Origin of the sequence: Actinomycetospora aeridis, assembly GCF_037400275.1 — a bacterium.
GTDB classification, from domain to species: domain Bacteria; phylum Actinomycetota; class Actinomycetes; order Mycobacteriales; family Pseudonocardiaceae; genus Actinomycetospora; species Actinomycetospora aeridis.
In genome coordinates this window covers 467,625-486,566 of the sequence record NZ_JBBEGL010000004.1, presented here as the reverse complement: position 1 = coordinate 486,566, position 18,942 = coordinate 467,625, and the positions used below count along the sequence as shown (strand labels likewise).

General features: G+C 74.8%; 15 protein-coding genes and 1 pseudogene. 8 read left to right on the top strand and 8 right to left on the bottom strand.

Translation table 11 applies throughout. The features are described 5' to 3' along the window. The first annotated feature begins 31 nt into the window (after positions 1–31). From cofG to WCD41_RS16895, 6 genes are all read left to right on the top strand, one after another. Positions 32–1,357, top strand: coding sequence for a 7,8-didemethyl-8-hydroxy-5-deazariboflavin synthase CofG (gene cofG / locus WCD41_RS16920; protein WP_337714636.1), 1,326 nt, complete (start codon positions 32–34; stop codon positions 1,355–1,357). Beyond that, positions 1,354–2,424, top strand: coding sequence for an FO synthase (locus WCD41_RS16915; RefSeq protein ID WP_337714635.1), 1,071 nt, complete (start codon positions 1,354–1,356; stop codon positions 2,422–2,424). Before cofG ends, WCD41_RS16915 begins: the two co-directional genes overlap by 4 nt. A gap of 25 nt (positions 2,425–2,449) precedes the next feature. Next, the gene (locus WCD41_RS16910) at positions 2,450–2,653 is read left to right on the top strand and encodes a hypothetical protein (protein WP_337714634.1); all 204 of its coding nucleotides are present in this window, start codon (positions 2,450–2,452) and stop codon (positions 2,651–2,653) included. Between the two features lie 409 nt (positions 2,654–3,062). After that, entirely contained in the window at positions 3,063–4,547 is a 1,485-nt protein-coding gene (locus WCD41_RS16905; protein ID WP_337714633.1) for a flavin-containing monooxygenase, read from the top strand. Positions 4,548–4,632: 85 nt separating this feature from the next. Beyond that, complete coding sequence (yhjD, locus tag WCD41_RS16900; RefSeq protein ID WP_337714632.1) at positions 4,633–5,691, top strand: inner membrane protein YhjD; 1,059 nt, start codon at positions 4,633–4,635, stop codon at positions 5,689–5,691. Positions 5,692–5,701: 10 nt separating this feature from the next. Further along, entirely contained in the window at positions 5,702–6,358 is a 657-nt protein-coding gene (locus WCD41_RS16895) for a trimeric intracellular cation channel family protein (protein WP_337714631.1), read from the top strand. Positions 6,359–6,365: 7 nt separating this feature from the next. Here WCD41_RS16895 and WCD41_RS16890 read toward each other — a convergent pair whose 3' ends face one another. After that, positions 6,366–7,904 carry an HNH endonuclease gene (locus WCD41_RS16890; protein ID WP_337714630.1) on the bottom strand — a complete coding sequence of 513 codons (1,539 nt, stop codon included), beginning with the start codon at positions 7,902–7,904 and terminating at the stop codon, positions 6,366–6,368. A 201-nt stretch (positions 7,905–8,105) separates the two neighbouring features. Further along, on the bottom strand, positions 8,106–9,383 hold the full coding sequence (locus WCD41_RS16885; protein ID WP_337714629.1) for a PucR family transcriptional regulator: 1,278 nt from the start codon (positions 9,381–9,383) through the stop codon (positions 8,106–8,108). A 219-nt stretch (positions 9,384–9,602) separates the two neighbouring features. On the opposite strand from WCD41_RS16885, the gene lipP1 reads away from it, so the two are divergent. Further along, positions 9,603–10,550, top strand: coding sequence for a LipP1 family hormone-sensitive lipase (gene lipP1, locus WCD41_RS16880; RefSeq protein WP_337714628.1), 948 nt, complete (start codon positions 9,603–9,605; stop codon positions 10,548–10,550). Between the two features lie 13 nt (positions 10,551–10,563). Then, on the top strand, positions 10,564–12,084 hold the full coding sequence (locus tag WCD41_RS16875) for a flavin-containing monooxygenase (RefSeq protein ID WP_337714627.1): 1,521 nt from the start codon (positions 10,564–10,566) through the stop codon (positions 12,082–12,084). Positions 12,085–12,088: 4 nt separating this feature from the next. Here WCD41_RS16875 and WCD41_RS16870 read toward each other — a convergent pair whose 3' ends face one another. From WCD41_RS16870 to WCD41_RS16845, 6 genes and pseudogenes are all read right to left on the bottom strand, one after another. Beyond that, complete coding sequence (locus WCD41_RS16870) at positions 12,089–13,579, bottom strand: AMP-binding protein (protein ID WP_337714626.1); 1,491 nt, start codon at positions 13,577–13,579, stop codon at positions 12,089–12,091. Positions 13,580–13,732: 153 nt separating this feature from the next. Then, positions 13,733–14,317: pseudogene (shbA, locus tag WCD41_RS16865) on the bottom strand (RNA polymerase sigma factor ShbA); the annotation flags it as partial. Then, the gene (locus tag WCD41_RS16860) at positions 14,307–14,843 is read right to left on the bottom strand and encodes an RNA polymerase sigma factor (RefSeq protein ID WP_337714624.1); all 537 of its coding nucleotides are present in this window, start codon (positions 14,841–14,843) and stop codon (positions 14,307–14,309) included. The gene WCD41_RS16860 and the pseudogene shbA, both read right to left, overlap by 11 nt. A gap of 132 nt (positions 14,844–14,975) precedes the next feature. Continuing rightward, a complete protein-coding gene (locus tag WCD41_RS16855; RefSeq protein WP_337714623.1) occupies positions 14,976–16,187 on the bottom strand; it encodes a D-alanyl-D-alanine carboxypeptidase family protein in 1,212 nt (403 codons plus the stop codon). A gap of 151 nt (positions 16,188–16,338) precedes the next feature. Then, positions 16,339–17,391: a PA containing protein gene (locus WCD41_RS16850; protein WP_337714622.1), complete on the bottom strand. Its 1,053-nt coding sequence runs from the start codon at positions 17,389–17,391 to the stop codon at positions 16,339–16,341. A gap of 151 nt (positions 17,392–17,542) precedes the next feature. Next, positions 17,543–18,931 (bottom strand): SatS C-terminal domain-containing protein, encoded by a 1,389-nt coding sequence (locus WCD41_RS16845; RefSeq protein ID WP_337714621.1) that lies wholly within the window; start codon positions 18,929–18,931, stop codon positions 17,543–17,545. Positions 18,932–18,942: the final 11 nt, after the last annotated feature.

The window sequence follows — 18,942 nt, the reverse complement described above, 5'->3', positions numbered from 1 at the left end:
GGCGGGTCGCCGCGAGGCGTAGGTTCGGGACGTGGCCGATCTCCCGCATCCGCTGTCGCTCCCGCGGCCGCTGGTCGAGCTCCCGGAGCCGGGGGAGCCGTCGCGCACCGAGGTCCGGGCCGCGCTCGGACGGGCCGCGGACGGGGCGCTCGCCGACGATCCGGAGCACCCCACGACGCTCGCCGACGCCACCACGCTGCTCGCGGCCCGGGGCGAGGAGCTCGACGCGCTGCTCGGGCTGGCCGCCGCCCGCCGCGACGAGCACCTCGCGCTCGAGGGCCGCGCCGGCGTCGTGACCTACAGCCCGAAGGTCTTCGTCCCGCTGACCCGGCTGTGCCAGGACCGGTGCCACTACTGCACGTTCGCCACCGTCCCCGGACGTCTGCCCGCGGCCTACCTCGAGCGTGACGAGGTGCTCGAGATCGCCCGCGAGGGCGCCGCACAGGGCTGCACCGAGGTGCTGTTCACCCTCGGCGACCGCCCCGAGGCGCGGTGGGCCGCGGCCCGCGACTGGCTCGGCGCCCGCGACCTCGGCTCCACCCTCGACCACGTCGAGCAGTCGGCCCGCGCGGTGCTGGAGGAGACCGGCCTCCTGCCCCACCTCAACCCCGGCGTCATGGACCTCGTCGAGCTCCAGCGCCTGCGCGGGGTGTCGCCGTCGATGGGGATGATGCTGGAGACGACGGCGACGCGGCTGTGGTCGCAGCCGGGTGGCGCGCACTTCGGCTCGCCGGACAAGGAGCCCGCGCTGCGCCGCCGGGTCGTCGACGACGCCGGCCGCGCGCGCGTGCCGTTCACGTCCGGGATCCTCGTCGGCATCGGCGAGCACCGCGCCGAACGGGCGCAGTCGCTGCTCGTGCTCGCCGGGTCGGCGCGCCGCGGCGGGCACCTGCAGGAGGTCATCGTCCAGAACTTCCGGGCCAAGCCCGACACGGCGATGCGCGGCGAGCCGGACGCGGAGTTCGACGCCTTCGTCGCCGCGGTGGCCGTCGCACGCCTGATCATGCCACTCGGTGTCAGTGTCCAGGCCCCGCCGAACCTCGCCGGCGACCTGGACGACTCGGCCAGCGCGGCCCAGGACCAGGCCCTCCTGCTGCGCGCCGGCATCGACGACTGGGGCGGCGTCTCGCCCGTCACCCCGGACCACGTCAACCCCGAGCGCCCCTGGCCGGGGCTCGACGCGCTGCGTGCCGTCACGGGCGCGGCCGGGTTCACCCTCAGGCCGAGGTTGACCATCTACCCCCGCTACGTGCGCGACCCGAACCGGTGGCTGCACCCCGACCTCGTCGACCCGGTGATCGCGCTGGCCGACCAGCAGGGTCTGGCCGCCGAACGCCGGCCGGCAGCGACGCGGTGAGCCTCCGCGCCCACCTCGCCCGCGCCGCCACCAACCCCGCGGACCTGTCCGACGAGGCCTACGTCGCGCTGCTCGAGGCCGACGGCGACGAGCTCGAGGCCCTCGCGGAGCTCGCCGACGGGGTGCGACGCGACGCCGTCGGCGACCAGCTGACCTTCGTCGCCAACCGCAACCTCGACACCGCCGTCGTCCGGGATCCCGCCCATGCGACGGAGCTGGTCGACGAGGCCTGGGCGCTGGGCGCCACCGAGATCTGCGTGCAGGGCCCGCTGCCCGACGACGTCGCGGACCGGGCGCCGCTCGACCTCGTCGCGCTCATCACCGGGCGCGTCCCGCTGCACCTGCACGCCTTCCGCCCCGCGGAGGTCGCCGACGCCGCCGCCCGCCTGGGGCTCGACGCGCGCGACTTCCTGGTGGCCGCGCGGGAGGCCGGGCTCGGGTCGGTGCCGGGGACGGCGGCGCGGATCCTCGACGACGACATCCGCGGATTGCTCACCGGCGGCACGGACATCACCGCCGCACGCTGGATGGAGCTGATCACCACGGCGCACGAGGTCGGGCTGCGCTCGACCGCGACGATGGTCTACGGACACGTGGAGACGCCGGCCCAGCAGGTGGCGCACCTGCGCGCGCTCGCCGCGATCCAGGACCGGACGGGCGGGTTCACCGAGTTCATCGCCATGCCCATCCAGCCCGAAGCGTTCCCTGCGGGTGGATTTCCTGACGCCCGACGTCAGCGTGAACGCCAGGCTGACACACCCCGGGAGACGCGCGCCCTGCACGCCGTGGCGCGGCTGCTGCTGCACGGCCGCATCGACCACGTGCAGGCGGCGTGGCCCAAGCTCGGGCCGGAGCTCACGACCGCCGTGCTGCGCGGAGGTGCCGACGACGCGGGCGGACTGCTGCTCGACGGCGCCCTCGACCCCGCCGCGGGCGCGGAGGCGGGGCGTCAGCTCACGCTCGCCCAGGTCGAGGACCTCGCCGCCGAGCTCGGCCGCACACCCCGCCAGCGCACCACCCTGTACGGCGACCCGACCCCCGATCGGCTGGCGGTCCTCCGCGGCTGAGCGGGGGCGCCCCTACCCTCGGGTCATGGTCGGCGGGAGCGGGGCGGGCGGCGAGTCGTTCTACGACGCCGCGAGCGGGACCCACCACGGCGTCGGGTCGCCCGAGGAGGGGCGGCGTCGCGCGGAGGTCGCCGGGCAGCTGGACGGCGAGGCCGGACGCGCCCGGCTGTGGTTCGCGCTCGTCCTGCTCGCCCTCCTGATGGTGATCGGCGCGATCGCGGTCCTCTAGATGTCGTGATCGTGGGACAGGCCGGACGCGTGGTCGCGAGGTCTCCGGGCGACCTGGGCGAGACCCCGGCGGCGGCCCGAGGAGGTCGCCCCCACCGGGGAGTCCCCAGGTCGGGAGTGCGCCGCTCGGATCCGCGACGGTCAAGATTCCGGTCCCGGTGACGATGCATGTCAGATGTGACATCGATCGTCACCGAGACCGCGATCTCGCCCTGCGGCGAGGCGCCTGTCGGTGCGGCGGACCGGCGACCTCGAGTGATCGGAGTGGAGATACGGACACTCATCGTCTGTGTCCCGCCTCCGGCGCGGCAGCTCCCGCTCCGCTCCGTGCCGCAGGGAGCCACTCCGCTGACATGCGCGCGGGACCGGGCGTACGTTCGGGTCGTGGCTGATCACGGCGCGAGGTCGCGTTGACCGCAGCGGTCGACGTCGACGTCGCCGTGGTCGGCGCCGGGTTCGCCGGCATCGGCCTGGGCATCCGGCTCGCCCGGCGCCGGCAGGAGTCGTTCGTGCTCCTCGAACGTGCCCACGGCGTCGGCGGCACCTGGCGCGACAACCGCTACCCCGGCGTCGCGTGCGACGTCCCGTCGCACCTGTACTCGTTCTCGTTCCGACCCAAGCCCGACTGGTCGCGGGTCTTCGCGCCCGGCGCGGAGATCCACGAGTACCTGCGCGACTCGGCGCGCGACGAGGGCCTCGACCCGCACCTGCGCCTCGGCACCGAGATGCAGCGCGCTCGCTGGGACGGCGCGCGGTGGCGGATCGCGACGTCGTCGGGGACCTACCGCGCGCGGGTGCTCGTCGTGGCCGCCGGGCGCCTGTCCGAGCCGCGCATCCCCGAGATCCCCGGCCTCTCGGGGTTCGACGGGCCCGTCTTCCACTCCGCGCGCTGGGACGGCGCCGCGGCGCTGGCCGGCAAGCGGGTCGGCGTCGTCGGCACCGGCGCCTCGGCCGCGCAGATCGTCCCCGCCCTGGCCGGCACCGCCGAGCACCTCGTCGTCTTCCAGCGCACCCCGCCGTGGGTCGTGCCGCGCGGCGACCGTGCCTACACCCCCGCGGAGCGCCGCGCGTTCGCGCTCGATCCGGCCGCCGAGCGGGCGCTGCGCGAGGAGCTCTTCGACGAGGCCGAGGGCGCGATCGGCGCGCGCCGCCGCGTGCGTCCCGACATCGACCGGCTGCGGGAGCGCGCGCTCGCCCACCTCGCCGAGCAGGTCCCCGACGAGGGCCTCCGCGCGCGGCTGCGGCCGGAGTACGAGATCGGCTGCAAGCGCATCGTCATCTCCGACGACCTCTACCCCGCACTCGGGCGCGACGACGTGACCCTCGAGCCGAGCGCGCTGCACCACGTCGAGAAGTCGACGGCCGTCGCGGCGTCGGGCGCCCACCACCCGCTCGACGCGCTCGTCCTCGCCACCGGCTTCTGGACGACGCGGCTGCCGTTCGCGCAGCGCATCGAGGGGCGCCACGGCCTGCTCGCCGACCGCTGGGCGGACGGGATGACCGCGCACGCCTCGACCGCGGTGCACGGCTTCCCCAACATGTTCGTGCTCAACGGGCCCAACGCGAGCCTCGGCCACAACTCCGCCGTCTACATGATCGAGGCGCAGATCGACCACGTCCTCGGCGCCCTGGACCACCTCGGCGCCGGCCCGGGAGCGCCGCTCGAGGTCACCGCCGAGGCCGAGGAGGCCTACACCCGCGAGATCGACGCGATGAGCGCCGACACCGTGTGGCTGCAGGGCGGGTGCCGCAGCTGGTACCTCGACGAGACCAGCGGCCGCCTCACGCTGCTCTGGCCGGGCACGGCCCGCTCGTTCCGGGCGCGCAACGGCACGTTCGATCCCCGGCCCTACGGGCAGCCGCCGCTCCCCGCCGCACCCGCAGGCGGCGCGTGACCACCGGCCACGCGGGGTAGCTACGTCCCACGCGGGCCGCGCCGGTCCGCGGTGAGTCGGGGACCGCGAGAGGAACGCGCCAGCGATGACGAGCGCCAGCACGACCGACACGGAGAACGGGGCGGCCGAGCCGACGCAGCTGGAGAAGCTGCGGGCCAAGTACCCCTGGCTCGACCACCTCGTCAAGGCCGCCACGCGGTACACCGACAAGCACGGCGACCACTACGCCGCGGCGATCACGTTCTTCTCGATCCTCGCCCTCGTCCCGCTGCTCATGGTCGCGTTCGCGGCCGCGGCGTTCGTGCTCGCGAACAACGAGGCGCTGTTGCTCGAGATCCAGAACGGCATCACCGCCGCCGTCCCGCCCGGCCTCGGCGACCTGCTCAACCAGGTCATCGACCAGGCCATCGCCCAGCGCAACGCGGTCGGCATCATCGGTCTGCTCGGTGCCCTGTTCTCCGGGCTCGGGTGGATGAGCAACCTGCGCGAGGCGCTCTCGGAGCAGTGGGACCAGCGCGGCGAGCCGCCGTCGATCGTGCGGCGCTACGGCAGCGACCTGCTCGCCATGGTCGGGCTCGGGCTGGCCTTCGGGCTCTCGTTCGCCGTCACCGCGGTCGCCACCGGGCTCTCGAACACGATTCTCGACTTCCTGGGCCTCGGTGACGCCGGCTGGGCGCACGTCCTGTTCGTCATCGCCGGCATCGTCATCACGGTCGCGGCGAACTGGCTGGTCTTCCTCTGGGTCATCGCGAGGCTGCCCCGCGAGCCGGTCACCCTGCGCTCGGCGGCCCGCGCGGCCCTGCTCGCCGCCGTCGGGTTCGTGATCCTGCAGCAGATCATGACCGTCTACATCTCGAGCGTCACCAGCTCGCCCGCCGGCGCCGCGTTCGGCCCGATCATCGGTCTGCTGGTGTTCGCGAACTTCGTCTCGCGCTTCATCCTGTTCGTCACCGCCTGGGCCGCCACGCTCAAGGAGAACGAGCGCGAGGAGCTCCCCGAACCCGCTCCCGTGATCGTCCGGCCGGCCGTGACGGTCGGGCGCATCCCCGGGCCGCGCGCCACCGCCGGCCTGCTCGGCGCGGGCGCCCTGCTCGGCGTGCTCGGCCTCGGGCTCGGCGGGCGGCGCCGCGACCGGGAGAGCTGACCGTCCTCCGGTGACCACGACCGGGGCGACCGGGCTGGTCCTCGACCTCACCGGGACGTTCGCCTTCGCCCTCAACGGCGCGCTAACAGCGGTGCGGACCGCCCGCCTCGACATCGTCGGCGTGGTGACCCTCGGGATGATCACCGCGCTGGGCGGCGGCGTCCTGCGGGACGTCCTGCTCGGCGCGCTGCCCCCGGCCACCTTCAGCGACTGGCGCTACCTGGTCGTCGCCGCCGTCGGCGGGCTCGTCGCCTTCGGGCTGAGCCGCCAGCTCGAGCGGCTCTCGACCCCGATCACGGTGTTCGACGCCCTCGGGCTGAGCCTGTTCGCGGTCACCGGCGCAGCCAAGGGCCTGGAGCTGGGCGCGGGCGCCGGGCAGGCCGTCCTGCTCGGCGCGATCACCGGCGTCGGCGGCGGCACGATCCGCGACGTCATGGTCCGCCGGATCCCGACAGTGCTGCGCAGCGAGCTGTACGCGGTGCCGGCGCTGCTGGGCGCGGGGGTGGCCGTCGTCGCCGCCCGCGCGGAGGTCACGCCTCTGGTCGGGGCCCTCGCCGGGGCGGCGGTGTGCCTGCTGGTGCGCCTGCTCGGGGTCGGGTTCCGCCTCAACGCCCCGAGCCCGCCGGGGACGGCGCGGGACGACGGATCGACCGGCCGGACCGGCTAGGCCCGGTCTATGCCGCGGTCGGCAGGAGCGGTGCGGGGCCGCCGGGGCGGGGTTGCTGGGTGGGGTCGATCCAGGGTGGTGGCGTGAACCAGGGCCGCCGGTCGATCATCTCGACGTGCCAGCCGGCGTGGTGGATCTGCTGGTGGTGGTGGGTGCAGAGCAGTACGAGGTTGTCGATCTGGGTGGGTCCGCCGTGGCTCCAGTATCTGATGTGGTGGGCGTGGCAGCGTCGGGGTCGTCGGGTGCAGCCGGGGAACGCGCAGCCTTGGTCGCGGACGGCCAGCGCGCGGCGGATGGCGTCGGGGACGGTGCGGGAGCGGCGGCCGATGTCGAGGGGTTCGGAGCGGGTGCCGAGCACGATGGGGATGATGTCGGCGTCGCAGGCCAGGCGGCGCAGGGTGGCGGCGTCGACGAGGTGCTGGTCGTCGAGGACGCCGTGGCCGACGGCGCGGCGTAGCCAGTCGTGGTCGATGGTGACCGTGATCAGCGCCCGCCCCGCGCTCCCGACGGCCGTGGCCTGCGGGCTGGCGGGCCGGCTGGTGCCGGCGCCGTCGGGGCGTGCGTCGCCGGAGCGGCGGGGCGCGGGGATCAGCGCCTGCTGACCCTCGGTCGGCTCGGTCGGCTCGGTCGGCTCGGTCGGCTCGGTCGGCTCGGTCGGCTCGGTCGGCTCGGTCGGCTCGGTCGGCTCGGTCGGCTCGGTCGGCTCGGTCGGCTCGGTCGGCTCGCCCGGCGCGGTCGGCGCGGTCGGCTCGTTGTGGGTCCAGCCGGCTGGTTCGGGGGTGGCGGGCTGGTCGGGTCGGGGTTCGTGGGGGGTGTCGGTGATCAGCCCGCCGGGGCCGAAGGCGTGGGCGAAGAGCTCTTTGAGCGCTTCGGCGCGGCGCACGGCCACGTCGCGGTGGTCGTCGGGGCCGGCGGGCCCGGAGAGGACGTCGAACCCGTGGTCGATCATCGTGGCGGCGATGACGTCGCTGAGGCGGGCGTGCAGGTCCAGGGTGCCGTTGCGGTGGCGCAGCAGCTGCACGGTGTCCGGGCCGTCCTCGCCCGGTGTCGGGGCGGCGCCGTCGGGGTCGAGGTGGGCCAGCAGCCGCTGCGCGGCCCGGGTCAACCCGGCCGGGGACAGCGCCCGCGCCTTCTCCGCGAGGGTCTGCTCGGCTTCGGCGACCACCTCCGGGGTGAGGTGTTCGAGGGCGGCGATGCGGGTCATGGTCCGCCGGATGATGACGATGTGCGCCTCACCGACCGCCCCGTCGGCCAGGGCGGCCGCGGTGTGGGGCAGCCGCGGCGGCAGGGGTTCGCCGCTGACCGTGACCCGGGGGGTGAGGTCGCGGGCCTCGTCGACCAGCCGGGTCGCCTCCCGGCGGTCGCAGCGGGCGAGGTTCTCCACCAGTCGTTCGACCAGCCGGTCCCCGGTCCGGTCGGCCACCCCGGCACGGTCGAGCTCGGCCACATCCTCGAGCAGCCGGTAGTGCTCCACCCCCCGAGCAGCGAAGCGGGCGCGGGTACGGGCAAGCAGCTCCCGCTCCGCCGCACCCACCGGTTCGCTCATGTGTTCGAGTCTACCGCACATCGGCGACATCCGCGACAAGCAACGACAACGACGTCAGCGTCGGTCGAGTCAAGGACCGTCGTGATCGTGGCGCCTTTCCTGACGTTGAACGTCAGCGTGGCCGCCAGGCTGAGACACCCCGTGCCTCGGGCGGCCCCTCCAGCCCCACCCGGGGGATGCCTGTTCCGCCGGACACGTGCCCTAGTCCGCTGCCGCCGGCCCCAGCCAGGCGCAAGCCATCAGCGCCAGTTCGACGTCGAGGCGGTCGTTCTCGGAGCCGCCGAGCGGGCGCCCCCGCACCTCGTGGGCACGGGCCACCCGGTACTTCACGGTGTTGCGGTGCACCTGCAGCCGCCGGGCGGCGGTGGCGAGGCTGCCCCCGGTCGCGAGGAACACTCGCAGGGTCTCGCGCAGCCGCCCGACACCGGGCTCGGGATCCGCGAGCGGGCCGAGCACGCGCCGCACCCACGCCCGCGCGCCGTCCCGGTCGGCGCACAGCAGCGCGACCGCGCCCACCTCGTCGAACAGGGTCACCGGCGGCGCGCCGTCCCCGGACGCGAGCGCCACCTCGCGCGCCCGGCGTGCCTGGTCGTGCGTGGTGCGGAACCCGGCGACCCCGGACAGCGGCGCCCCGCACGCGACGTGCAGCCCCGGCCCGTGGCGCGCCACCGCGCGGGCGAGGGGCTCGCGGGGCGGGTCGCCGTCGTCGCGGCGCGTCAGCCACACCCAGGCCGTGCGGTCGTCCCACGGCACTGTCAGGGGGCGCCCCACGGCGTCGAGCGCGGCGCCGAGGTCGAGCGCGACCCGGTCCAGCGTCCGGGGGCCGGACTCCGCGGGCGCGTGGTCGAGCCACACGACGAGACCGAGGTGCACGGGGGCGAGGCGGTAGGCGAGAGTCGTCTCGACGGCCAGCTGCTCGTCGGGGTCGGTGGGTGTGCGCCCGGCGAGGACGTCGCGCACCCGCGCGAGCCGCAGCGCGTGCCGGCCCTGCCGCCAGTGCTCCCGCTCGGCCTCGTAGGCCGCGACGACGTGCTGCGTGACGTGGTCGACGTAGTCCATGACCACCAGCACGATCCGCTGCGACGCCGCGGTCGCCTCCTCCCCGGGACGGCGGGTGGCCTCCGCGAACGCCCACTCCATGAGGTGCGACTGGCCGACGCGGTAGGCGCGCACGAGGGCGTTGACGGGCACCTCGCGCTGGGCCAGCCGACGGGCGTAGGCCATCGCCGCGGCCGGGGGCTCGACGTCGCGCGGGGCGAGGTCGTGGCGCAGCACGTGCAGGATCGTCTCGACGTTGCCCTCGACGCTCGCGGCGAGGAGGTCGAGCAGCGCCGGGTCGCCGCGCAGCTCGTCGATGCGGGTCGCGAGCACGTCGCTGATCGACGCGCTGACCTCGGCGCGACGGGGTGCGAGCGCGGCCGCGACGTCGGCGACCGTGGCGGCGGCCGGGTCCTCCGGGGCGGCGGAGGGCTCGATCATGACCACCCCTCGACCACCACCCGAGTGCGCCCCCGTCGGCCCCCGCGATCGACCGTAGCCGCCGGGAGGTGTGACGGCCAGCACTCGGCGCGACGTTCGAGCGTCGAGTCCCGGCGGGGACAGGGCCCGCCGCGTTCTTCGTCCCCGCCGCACAAGCGCACGCGGTGTGTGCCGGATCACGCTCGGTGAGACCCGTCCCCGACCTCCCGGGAGCCCTCCATGGCCGTCCACCCCGAGGCACAGGCACTCCTCGACGCGCTGGTCGAACAAGGCATGCCGCCGATCGAGTGCATGACTGTCCCGCAGGCCCGCCTGGCCTGCGGCGCGTTCGTCGACCTGCAGCCCCCGGCGGAGGAGGTCGGGACGGTGTCGGACCGGGCGATCCCCGGCCCTGCGGGCGACATCCCGGCGCGGATCTACGTGCCGAGCGGCGGGGAGAGCACCAAGGGCGTGCTCGTCTACTTCCACGGCGGCGGCTGGGTGATCGGCGACCTCGAGACCGTCGACCGGCCGTGCCGGTCGATCGCGAACGCCGCGGACGTGGTCGTCGTCTCGGTCGACTACCGGCTCGCCCCCGAGCACGTGCAGCCCGCCGCGTTCGACGACTGCTACGCCGCCACCGCCTGGGTCGCCGAGCACGCCGAGGAGCTCGGCGCCGACGCCTCGCGCCTCGCGGTGGGCGGCGACTCGGCCGGCGGCCACCTCTCGGCGGCGGTCAGCCTCGCCGCCCGCGACCGCGGCGGCCCGGCGATCGCCTACCAGATGCTGCTCTACCCGGTGGTCGACTTCGACTGGACCAGCCCCTCGATCACGGAGAACGCCGAGGGCTACCTGCTCGGGCGCGCGACCATGCAGTGGTTCTGGGCGCACTACCTGGGCGCGACCGACCCCGCCGACGACCCGTACGCCTTTCCGCTGCGCGCCGCCGACCTCTCCGGGCTGCCCCCGGCGTTCGTCGGCACTGCCGAGTACGACCCGCTGCGCGACGAGGGCGAGAGCTACGCCCGCAGGCTCGAGGAGGCCGGCGTCGGCGTCACCGCGAAGCGCTACGACGGCATGATCCACGGCTTCCTCTGGACACTCGGCGCGACGCCGTCCGGCGCCGCGCTGGTCGACGACGCCGTGGCCGGCCTCCGCGCCGCCTTCACCGCCACCGTGGCCGCCTGAGGAGGACGATCCCGTGACCATCACCGAGAGCAGCCCGACCACACGGCCCGGCGGGAGCGGCGAGGTCGAGCACGTCGACGTCCTCGTCATCGGGGCCGGCGTCTCCGGCATCGACGCCGGTCACCACCTGCGCGAGCGCTTCCCCGACAAGTCCTTCGCCATCCTCGAGAAGATGCCCGGCCGGGGCGGGACGTGGTGGACCCACCGCTTCCCGGGCGCCCGGTCGGACTCCGACCTGTTCACCTACGGCTACGCCCACAAGCCGTGGCGCGGCCCGTCGATCGCCACCTCCGAGGAGATCACCAACTACCTCGACGAGGTCATCGAGGAGGACGACCTCAAGGCGGCGATCCGCTACCGGCACGAGGTCACCGCGGCGAGCTGGTCGTCGCAGGACCAGCTCTGGACCGTCGACATCCACCGCGAGGACACCGGCGACACGCTGCAGATGACCTGCGGGTTCCTCTGGATGTGCCAGGGCTACTACAACCACCAGGACCCCTACCGGCCCGAGTGGCCGGGGACGGAGGAGTTCCTCGCCGCCGGTGGCGTCGTCGTCCACCCCCAGACCTGGCCCGAGGACCTCGACTGGGAGGGCAAGCGCGTCGTCGTCATCGGCAGCGGCGCAACGGCGGCGACGGTCGTCCCGGCGATGGCCGAGAAGGCCGCGCACGTGACGATGCTCCAGCGCACGCCGACGTTCGTGGCGGCGGTGCCGAAGACCCACGACCTCGCGGTCCAGCTGCGCGCGCTCGACGTGCCGGAGGACTGGACGCACGAGATCCTCCGCCGCGCCTACATCGAGCAGTTCAACGAGCTGACCCGGATGTGCCAGGAGACCCCGGAGGAGGCGCGGACCTGGCTGCTCGACGAGATGCGGCCGTACCTGCCCGAGGGCTACGACGTCGAGAAGGACTTCAACCCGGGCTACCGCCCGTGGCAGCAGCGGATCGCGGTCGTGCCCGACGGCGACATCTTCACCGCGATCAGCGAGGGCAAGGCCTCGGTGGTCACCGACACCATCGACACCTTCACCGCGACCGGCATCCGGACCTCGTCGGGCGAGGAGCTCGAGGCCGACATCGTCGTGTCGGCCACCGGGTTCAACCTCAGCGCCCTCGGCGACATCCCGTTCACCGTCGACGGCGAGCCCGTCGACGTGTCGCAGCAGGTCACGTGGCGCGGGATCATGATCTCGAACCTGCCGAACATGGCCTATGTCTTCGGCTACTTCCGGCACAGCTGGACGCTGCGGGCCGACCTCGTCAGCGACCTGATCTGCCGGCTGATCACGACGATGGAGAGCCGGGGGGCCCGGTCGGTGACCCCCACGCTGCGGGACGAGGACGCGGACATGGAGATCCGTCCGTGGTCGGACCCGGAGAACTTCAACTCCGGGTACGTCATGCGCAGCCAGGACAAGATGTTCAAGCAGGGCGACCGCGTGCCGTGGACGCACATGCACGAGTACGCGGAGGAACGCCACACCCTGCCCGCCGCCGACCTCGACGACGGGACGCTGCAGTACCGGTAGGTCGCTAGCGGTGGGCCGAGCGCCGGACCTTGCCCGCGTCGTCGCGCAGCGCCTCCGCCGAGCGTCGCCACGCCCGTGGCCGCTTGGCGGGGGACAGCCGCGCGGCGACGTGGGCGTCGAGGTCGGCGTCGGTGACGTCCCCGCTCACCTGCACCACCGCGTGCGGCACCGAGCCCAGGTCCTCGTCGGGGGCCGGGACGACCACGACCGAGGCGACGGCGGGGTGCTCGAGGACCGCGGCCTCGATCTCGGCGGGGTACACGTTCTGGCCGCCGACGACGATCATGTCCGAGGCGCGGTCCGCGAGGTACAGGTAGCCGTTGGCGTCGAACCACCCCATGTCGCCGAGCGACTCCCAGCCCCCGGGCCGCGCCCGCGCCTCCGCCCCGACGTAGCGGTAGGTCGTGCGTCCCGGCTCCGGGCGCAGCCAGAGCTCGCCGACCTCGCCGACGGCGCAGCGCCGGTCGTCGGCGGGGTCGACGGGCCGGATCTCGATCTCGCCGCCGGACACCCGGCCCACCGATCCGGGGTGCTCGAGCCACTCCCGGCCGGTGATCGTGGTGCGGGCCTGCGCCTCGGTGCCGGCGTAGCCCTCGAGGACCCGGTCGGGGCCGAGCCAGTCGATGACCGCACGCTTCACCGCGGGCGGGCAGGGGGCGCCGACGTGGAACAGGGTGCGCAGGTCCGGGAGCTCCGGGAGCCGCTCTCGATGGGTCGAGCTCCGCTGCGCTCCGTCTCCCGCCACCCGGACCATCCGTCCCATCATCGTCGGGACGGCATAGATCCACGTGGCGGCGTGCTCCTCGGCGAGCGCCAGGGCCCGGGCGGCGTCGAACCGGCCCATGAGCACGACGTGGTTGCCGAGCATCAGCCCGAGCAGCGAGAAGAGGTACGGCGCGTTGTGGAACAGCGGCGCGGTGCAGAGGAACGTGCCGTCCGGCTCGATGCGGTAGAACGCCGCCCGCGGCGCGACGATGTCGACCGTCCCCGGCTCGCCGGCGACGATGACCTTGGGGCGTCCCGTGGAGCCGCCCGAGGTCGGCGCCTTCCACGCCGGCGGCGCCGGCGCGGGCGGCGGCGGGCCGTCCGGGCCCTCGGGCCGGTACCCGAGCGTGAGCGCCGTGGTGCCCGCCGGCGCGACGCCGGAGTCGGTGCCCGGGGCGAGGCCGACCACGACGGGCGGGCGCACCACGTCGAGCACGGCGGCGAGCTCGGCGTCGGCGAGGCGGTGCGACACCGGCTGCGGCACCGCGCCGAGCTTCCACGCCGCCAGCGTCAGCGCGTAGTGCTCCGCGACGTTGGGCAGCGCGATCGACACGAAGTCACCGGGGCGCACGCCGCGTCCCGCGAGGTCGTGCGCCCACCGGTTGGCGTGGGCCTCGAGCTCGGCGCGGGTCCACCTCGCGCTGTCGTCGGTCACGGCGGGCCGGTCGGGGCGTTCCCGCGCCATCCGGGTGAACGCCTCGCCGAGGGTCTCGGGCTGGGTCTCGACCACGACCGTGATCGTCACACGGCCCGGCTCGTCCGGCGGGGGTCAGCCGGCCGGGTTCCCGAGCCTGCGCAGGGAGGCGTCCGCCGACCCGAGGAGCTCGTCGAGCTCGGGATCGCCGGTCAGGGGCGCGGCCGCCCAGTCGCTGCGGTCGTCCTCCTCCTCGACCGCGGCGTGCGGTCGCATCCGCGCGAGCGCCCGGTGCTGGGCCACGCGCACCGCCCCCGGCGTGGACCCGACGGCCTCGGCGGTCTCCTCGGCGGAGAGGCCGACGACGATGCGCAGCACGAGGATCTCCCGTTGCCGGGGCGGCAGGAGGTCGAGCAGCCGGAGCACGGCCTCGCGCCGCACGGTGTCCATGGCGACGTCCTCGGGGCCGGGGCGGGGGTCGGCGACCGTGGGGTCGGCCTCGCCGGGCTCGGGGAGGCGATGTCTCCGTCGGTGGGCGTCGACGACCTTGTGCGCCGCGATGCCGTAGACGAACGCGAGGAAGGGCCGGCCCTCGTCGCGGTAGGTGGGGAGGGCCTTCAGCAGGGCGATCAGGACCTCCTGGGCGACGTCGTCCACGCCGTGCGGGTCGCGGCGCCCGATGCGCGCCCGGCAGTAGCGGACCACGAGCGGGCGCAGCACCACGACCAGCTGGTTCAGGGCCCTCCGGTCGCCGTCGAGGACGGCGTCGACGAGCCGCTCGAGGTCGTGGCCAGGGTCGCCGGTGGCCGCGTGGTGCCCGGTCTCAGCCGTCATCGCCGGCCCCCTCCCGCAGCTCCCGCAGCTTGCGGCGGGCGCGCAGCACGCCGCTGCGCACGTCCTTGACGCCCATCCCGAGCATCGCGGCGATCTCCGGCCAGGAGAAGCCCTGCACGAGGATCATCATGATCGCCCGCTCGGTCTCCGGCAGCCGCCGGATCGCGCGGTAGACCTCCAGCTCGCTCTCCTTGCGCACGATCGCGAACGCGGGGTCGTCGGCCCACTGCTCGGCGGGCAGCGACCGGTCGAGCACGTCCTGGAGGTCGTCGGCGAGGTCCTCGCAGCGGGCGTGGGCGCGGCGCCGGCCGGTGCGCGCGAGGTTGAGCATCACGGTGGTGGCGAACGCGCGCCGCACCTCGGGCACCGGCGGACTGATGGTCGGCCAGCGGCGGTGCAGCGTCGTCACGGTGCCGGAGAACAGCGTGTGGTGGTCGCCGTCGCTCTGCACCGCGAGGCTGCGCGCCAGGTGCTCGAGCCAGGGCAGGTGGTCGACGAGGAACTCCTCGAAATCGTCACGGCTCATCCGCACTGGGCACGGGCCGGCGTCCTGGCTGTCACGGTGGCTCCCCCCGAGAGACCGTCGATCACGTCACCACGGAAGGGCGCTCGGCGGCGGGTCGCGCACACAACGTGACCCAGGTCACCCGCAAGGGTGTCAGCGGCGCCCGGATCGCAGGACGAGCAGGCCCCCGACACCCGCGACGATCGCGACCAGCAACAGCGGGGTTCCCCAGGACGACGTCGCCCCGGACTCGGGCGGGACGGGGCCCGCGTCGCCCGTGGCCGGCTCGGGGACGACGCTGACCTGCGGGCCGTCCTCCCCGACCGGCGCCTCGGTGAGGGTGCCGACCCCGTCGAGGGACGGGAGCGCGAAGCCGTGGTCGAGCAGCGCGCGCGCCTGCTCGTACATGGGCACGGGGCGCTGCTCGCCGCGCATCAGCACCACGACCAGGCGCCGCCCGCCCTGTTCCGCGGCGCCGATGAAGGTGTGCCGGGCGTCGTCGGTGAAGCCGGTCTTGCCGCCCAGGTAGCCCTGGTAGCCGGTGGTGAGCAGCTTGTTGTCGTTGACGACCTCGAACGGCGGGTTGGCGCCGTAGCCCGGGAACGGGATGCGCGTCGTGGCGACGGCCTGCGCGAACGGGGCCTCCCGCATCGCGACCCGGAAGATCGAGGCGAGGTCGTAGGCCGAGGTCTGCATCCCCGGTCCGTCGAGCCCGGACGGCGTCGCCGCGCGGGTGTCGAGGGCGCCCAGCTCGCGGGCCGTGGTGTTCATGAGGTCGACCGTCGCCGGGACGCTGCCGGTGAGCCGCACCGCCAGCGCGTGGGCGGCGTCGTTGCCCGAGGCCATCATCATCGAGTCGAAGACCTGGCGGATCGTGTACTGCCCGCCCGGCCCCATCCCGACGCGCGTGCCCTCCTGGTCGGCGTCCTCCTGCGTGCCCGTGATCGTCTCGTCGAGGGGGAGCCTGCGCGCCACGAGCAGGCCCGTCAGCGTCTTCATCAGCGACGCCGGGCGCAGCCGGGCGTGCGGGTTGCGGGCGGCGAGGACCTGGCCGGAGTCGAGGTCGGCGAGCACGTAGGACACGACGCCGACCGCCGGCGCGGCCGGGGCGCCCTCGGCGACGACGTCGCCGCACGTGCCCATCGCCTCGCCGCCGACGGGCGGGTCGGGGACGGGGAGCGGGGTGGGCTCGGCCTGGCCGGGCTGCGGGACCTCGGACTCGTCGACCGGCGGGCCCGGCGCCGTGCCGAAGGGGCACGACGCGTCGGTCGGCAGGGCGGGGCGGGCGGCCGCGGTGCCGGGCAGCGCGCCCAGGAGGAGCGCGAGCAGCACCGTCAGGGTCGCGAGGTGCCGACGGGAACGCACCGGGGCGACCCTAGACGCCGGTGCGCGCGGCACCGTGATCGACGGGCCGCACGGGCGCGGGACGCGATCGCGGTCGTGGAGCGAGGGCCTCGTTCGCTGCGTGGGACGCAGCCGGGGTGACCCTCGCTCCCCGAACGGTGGCGAGGAGCGCTCAGCCGTCGACGCCGCCGTCGCCCGCGGGGAGCTCGGCGCCGTTGTTCTGGGTCTCGCGGGTGGCGGGCTTGCGGCTGCCGCGGCGCGCGGTCGGGCGGGGCGCGGGCATCGAGCCGGTGGAGCCGCCGCCCGGGCCGAGGATGATCTCCGCGAAGGTCGCCATCGCCTCGTCGAGGTGGCCGGCGTTGCGCCGCTCGGACTCCTCGTTGGCCTGGCGGACCAGGGCGACGACGGCCTCGTGGTCGGGGCGGCTGACGAGGGTGCCGTCGAGACGGTCCAGGCCGGTCTCGACCGACGTCGACAGCGCGCCGACCCGGTCGCCCAGGCCGGTCTCGACGCCGTCGAGGCGCGTGCCGACCTGGTCGAGCCGGCTCGTCAGCGCCTCGAGGCGCGAGGTGAGCTCCCCGACCTGGTTCGTGGTCTCGGTGCGCGTGGTGTTCGCGTCGGTGCGGGCCGCCTCGCGGGTGCCGGTGATCTCCTCGGAGACGCCGCGGGCGAGGTCGTCGAGACGGTCCTTGAGCGAGGAGTCGACGGCGTCGACGCGCTCGCGCACCGGTCCGGTGACCGCGGCGGGCAGCCCGTCGAGGCGCATCTCGTGGCGGTCGAGGCGGTTGTCGAGGTCGTCGAGGCGCTTGTGCAGGCCGGCGATGCGGTCCTCGAGCCCGTCCATGCGGCCCGCCACGCCCTCGAAGCGCCCGCTGACGCCGTCGAGACGGCCGTCGAGCTGGGCGAACGGGGTGGCCAGGCGGTCGGCGACGCGGTCGACCAGACCCTCGACCAGGCGCGCCAGCGAGGAGACCGAGGACTCCTGGGCGTCGAGCTTGGCGACCGTCTCGTCGAGGCGCTCGGCGAGCACGCTCATCTCGGTGCGGTCGGGCACGTCGGAGAGACGCTTGCGGATGGCGCCGAGGCTGTCGAGCGCCGCCAGCCGACCGTGGATCTCGTCCAGCGAGTCGAAGATCTGCTGCTGCTCGCTGTCCCGGACCTCGGCCGCCCGCACCAGCATGCTGCGCATGCGGTCGAAGGACATGGTCTGGCTGTTGTCGATCACGCGGCGCCCATCTCTCTGCGACGGTTCCGGCCCCGGGGACGGCCGGTCTCGGCGGGGCCGAAGCGTAAACACCCCCCGGGGCGCCACCCCATCCGGGTGATGGGCAGGCAGCCTGACGTCCACCACACGAGCACCAGGAATGTGCTCGGGTTCAGTGCCGGCGCAGGCGTCCCAGGAAACGGTCCTCGAGGGCGCGCCACGCGGCGGCCTCGCGGTCGAAGGGCGGCGAGGGCGTGAGGCGGGTGGGGTCGGGGCGCACGACGAAGGACACGAGCCAGCCGAGGCTCTCCGAGGGCGCCAGCGCCTCCCGGGTGCGGGTGTCGCCCGCCCAGTCGGCGGCGTCGATGACCAGCTCGACGGCGAGCTCGAGCTGCTCGGCGTCGACGACGTCGGGACCCTCGGTGATGTCGTCGGCGATCCCGGCGAGCACGTAGGTGTTCTCCGGCGCGACCTCGATCTCGAGGTCCCCGCCGGTGGCCGCGCCGACCACCTCCTCCCAGGTGGCGACGTTCGCGAGGTCGTGCCCGTCGGCGCCCTCGCCCGCGATCCACGTGCGCAGGGCGCGGGTGGACCCGAAGGTCTCGATCTGCCCGCCCGTGCCGAGGAACACCGGCTCGTCGTCGAGGTAGCACCGCAACGTGATCACGTCGCCCTCGGAGGTCGTGATGCCGATGGGGTCGATCCCGACCTCCTCCCAGAAGCTCTCCTCGGGCTCCTCGGCGGCGTCGACCAGGTCGCTGCGCAGCGACTCCCCGGCGCTGTCCTCGCGCAGCTCCTCGGGGGCGTCGTCGACGGCATCCTTGGGGTCGGAGGCGACCTGCTCGGGGTCCTCCGGGTCGTTCTCGGCGTTCTCGGCCGGCGCGGCGTCCTCGCCGTCCCCGCCGTCTCCGCCGTCCCCGTCACCCGGGGCCCCGTCGGACGTGTCGTCCCGGGGCGGCGTCGCGGTGGCCCGCAGCCGGGCGGCGAGATCCTCGTCGACCTCCGGCGTCGTCACCATGCCGTCGAGCGCGTCGACGACCTCGTCCCAGCGCTCGTCGACCACCTCGCCGAGCTCGGCCCACAGCGCCTGCCCGTCGCGGCCGGCGAACGCCGTCGGGCCCGCGGTGAGCGCGGCGAAGGCGGGGGTCGCGTCGAGCACCTCGTGGACGACCTCGAGGTCGCAGACGTCGGCGAGCGAGCGGCACATCGCGGCGACCTCGGCGAGGTCGTCGAGCGTCCACGTGTCGGGGTCGTCCGCGACCAGCTCGGGGACGCCGACGACGTCGTAGCGCTGCACGTCCTCGGGCGTCAGCTCGTCGACCGAGAGCTTGACGACGACGGGCCACGCCGGGTGGTCGGCGAGGTCGTGCTCCTGGCCCGACTCCTCGGCGGTCGCCACCCAGGCGGCGAGGTCGGCGGCGTCGCCGAAGGCGAACAACGCGTCGTCGTCGCCGAGGAAGGCCTCCCACTCCTCGCCGTCCTGGCGCCACCGCGGGGCCCACAGCGTGACGAGGTCGCCGGCGGTGAGCGCCAGCGTGATCGGGATGATGTCCTGCGCCATGCCGGGCGGCC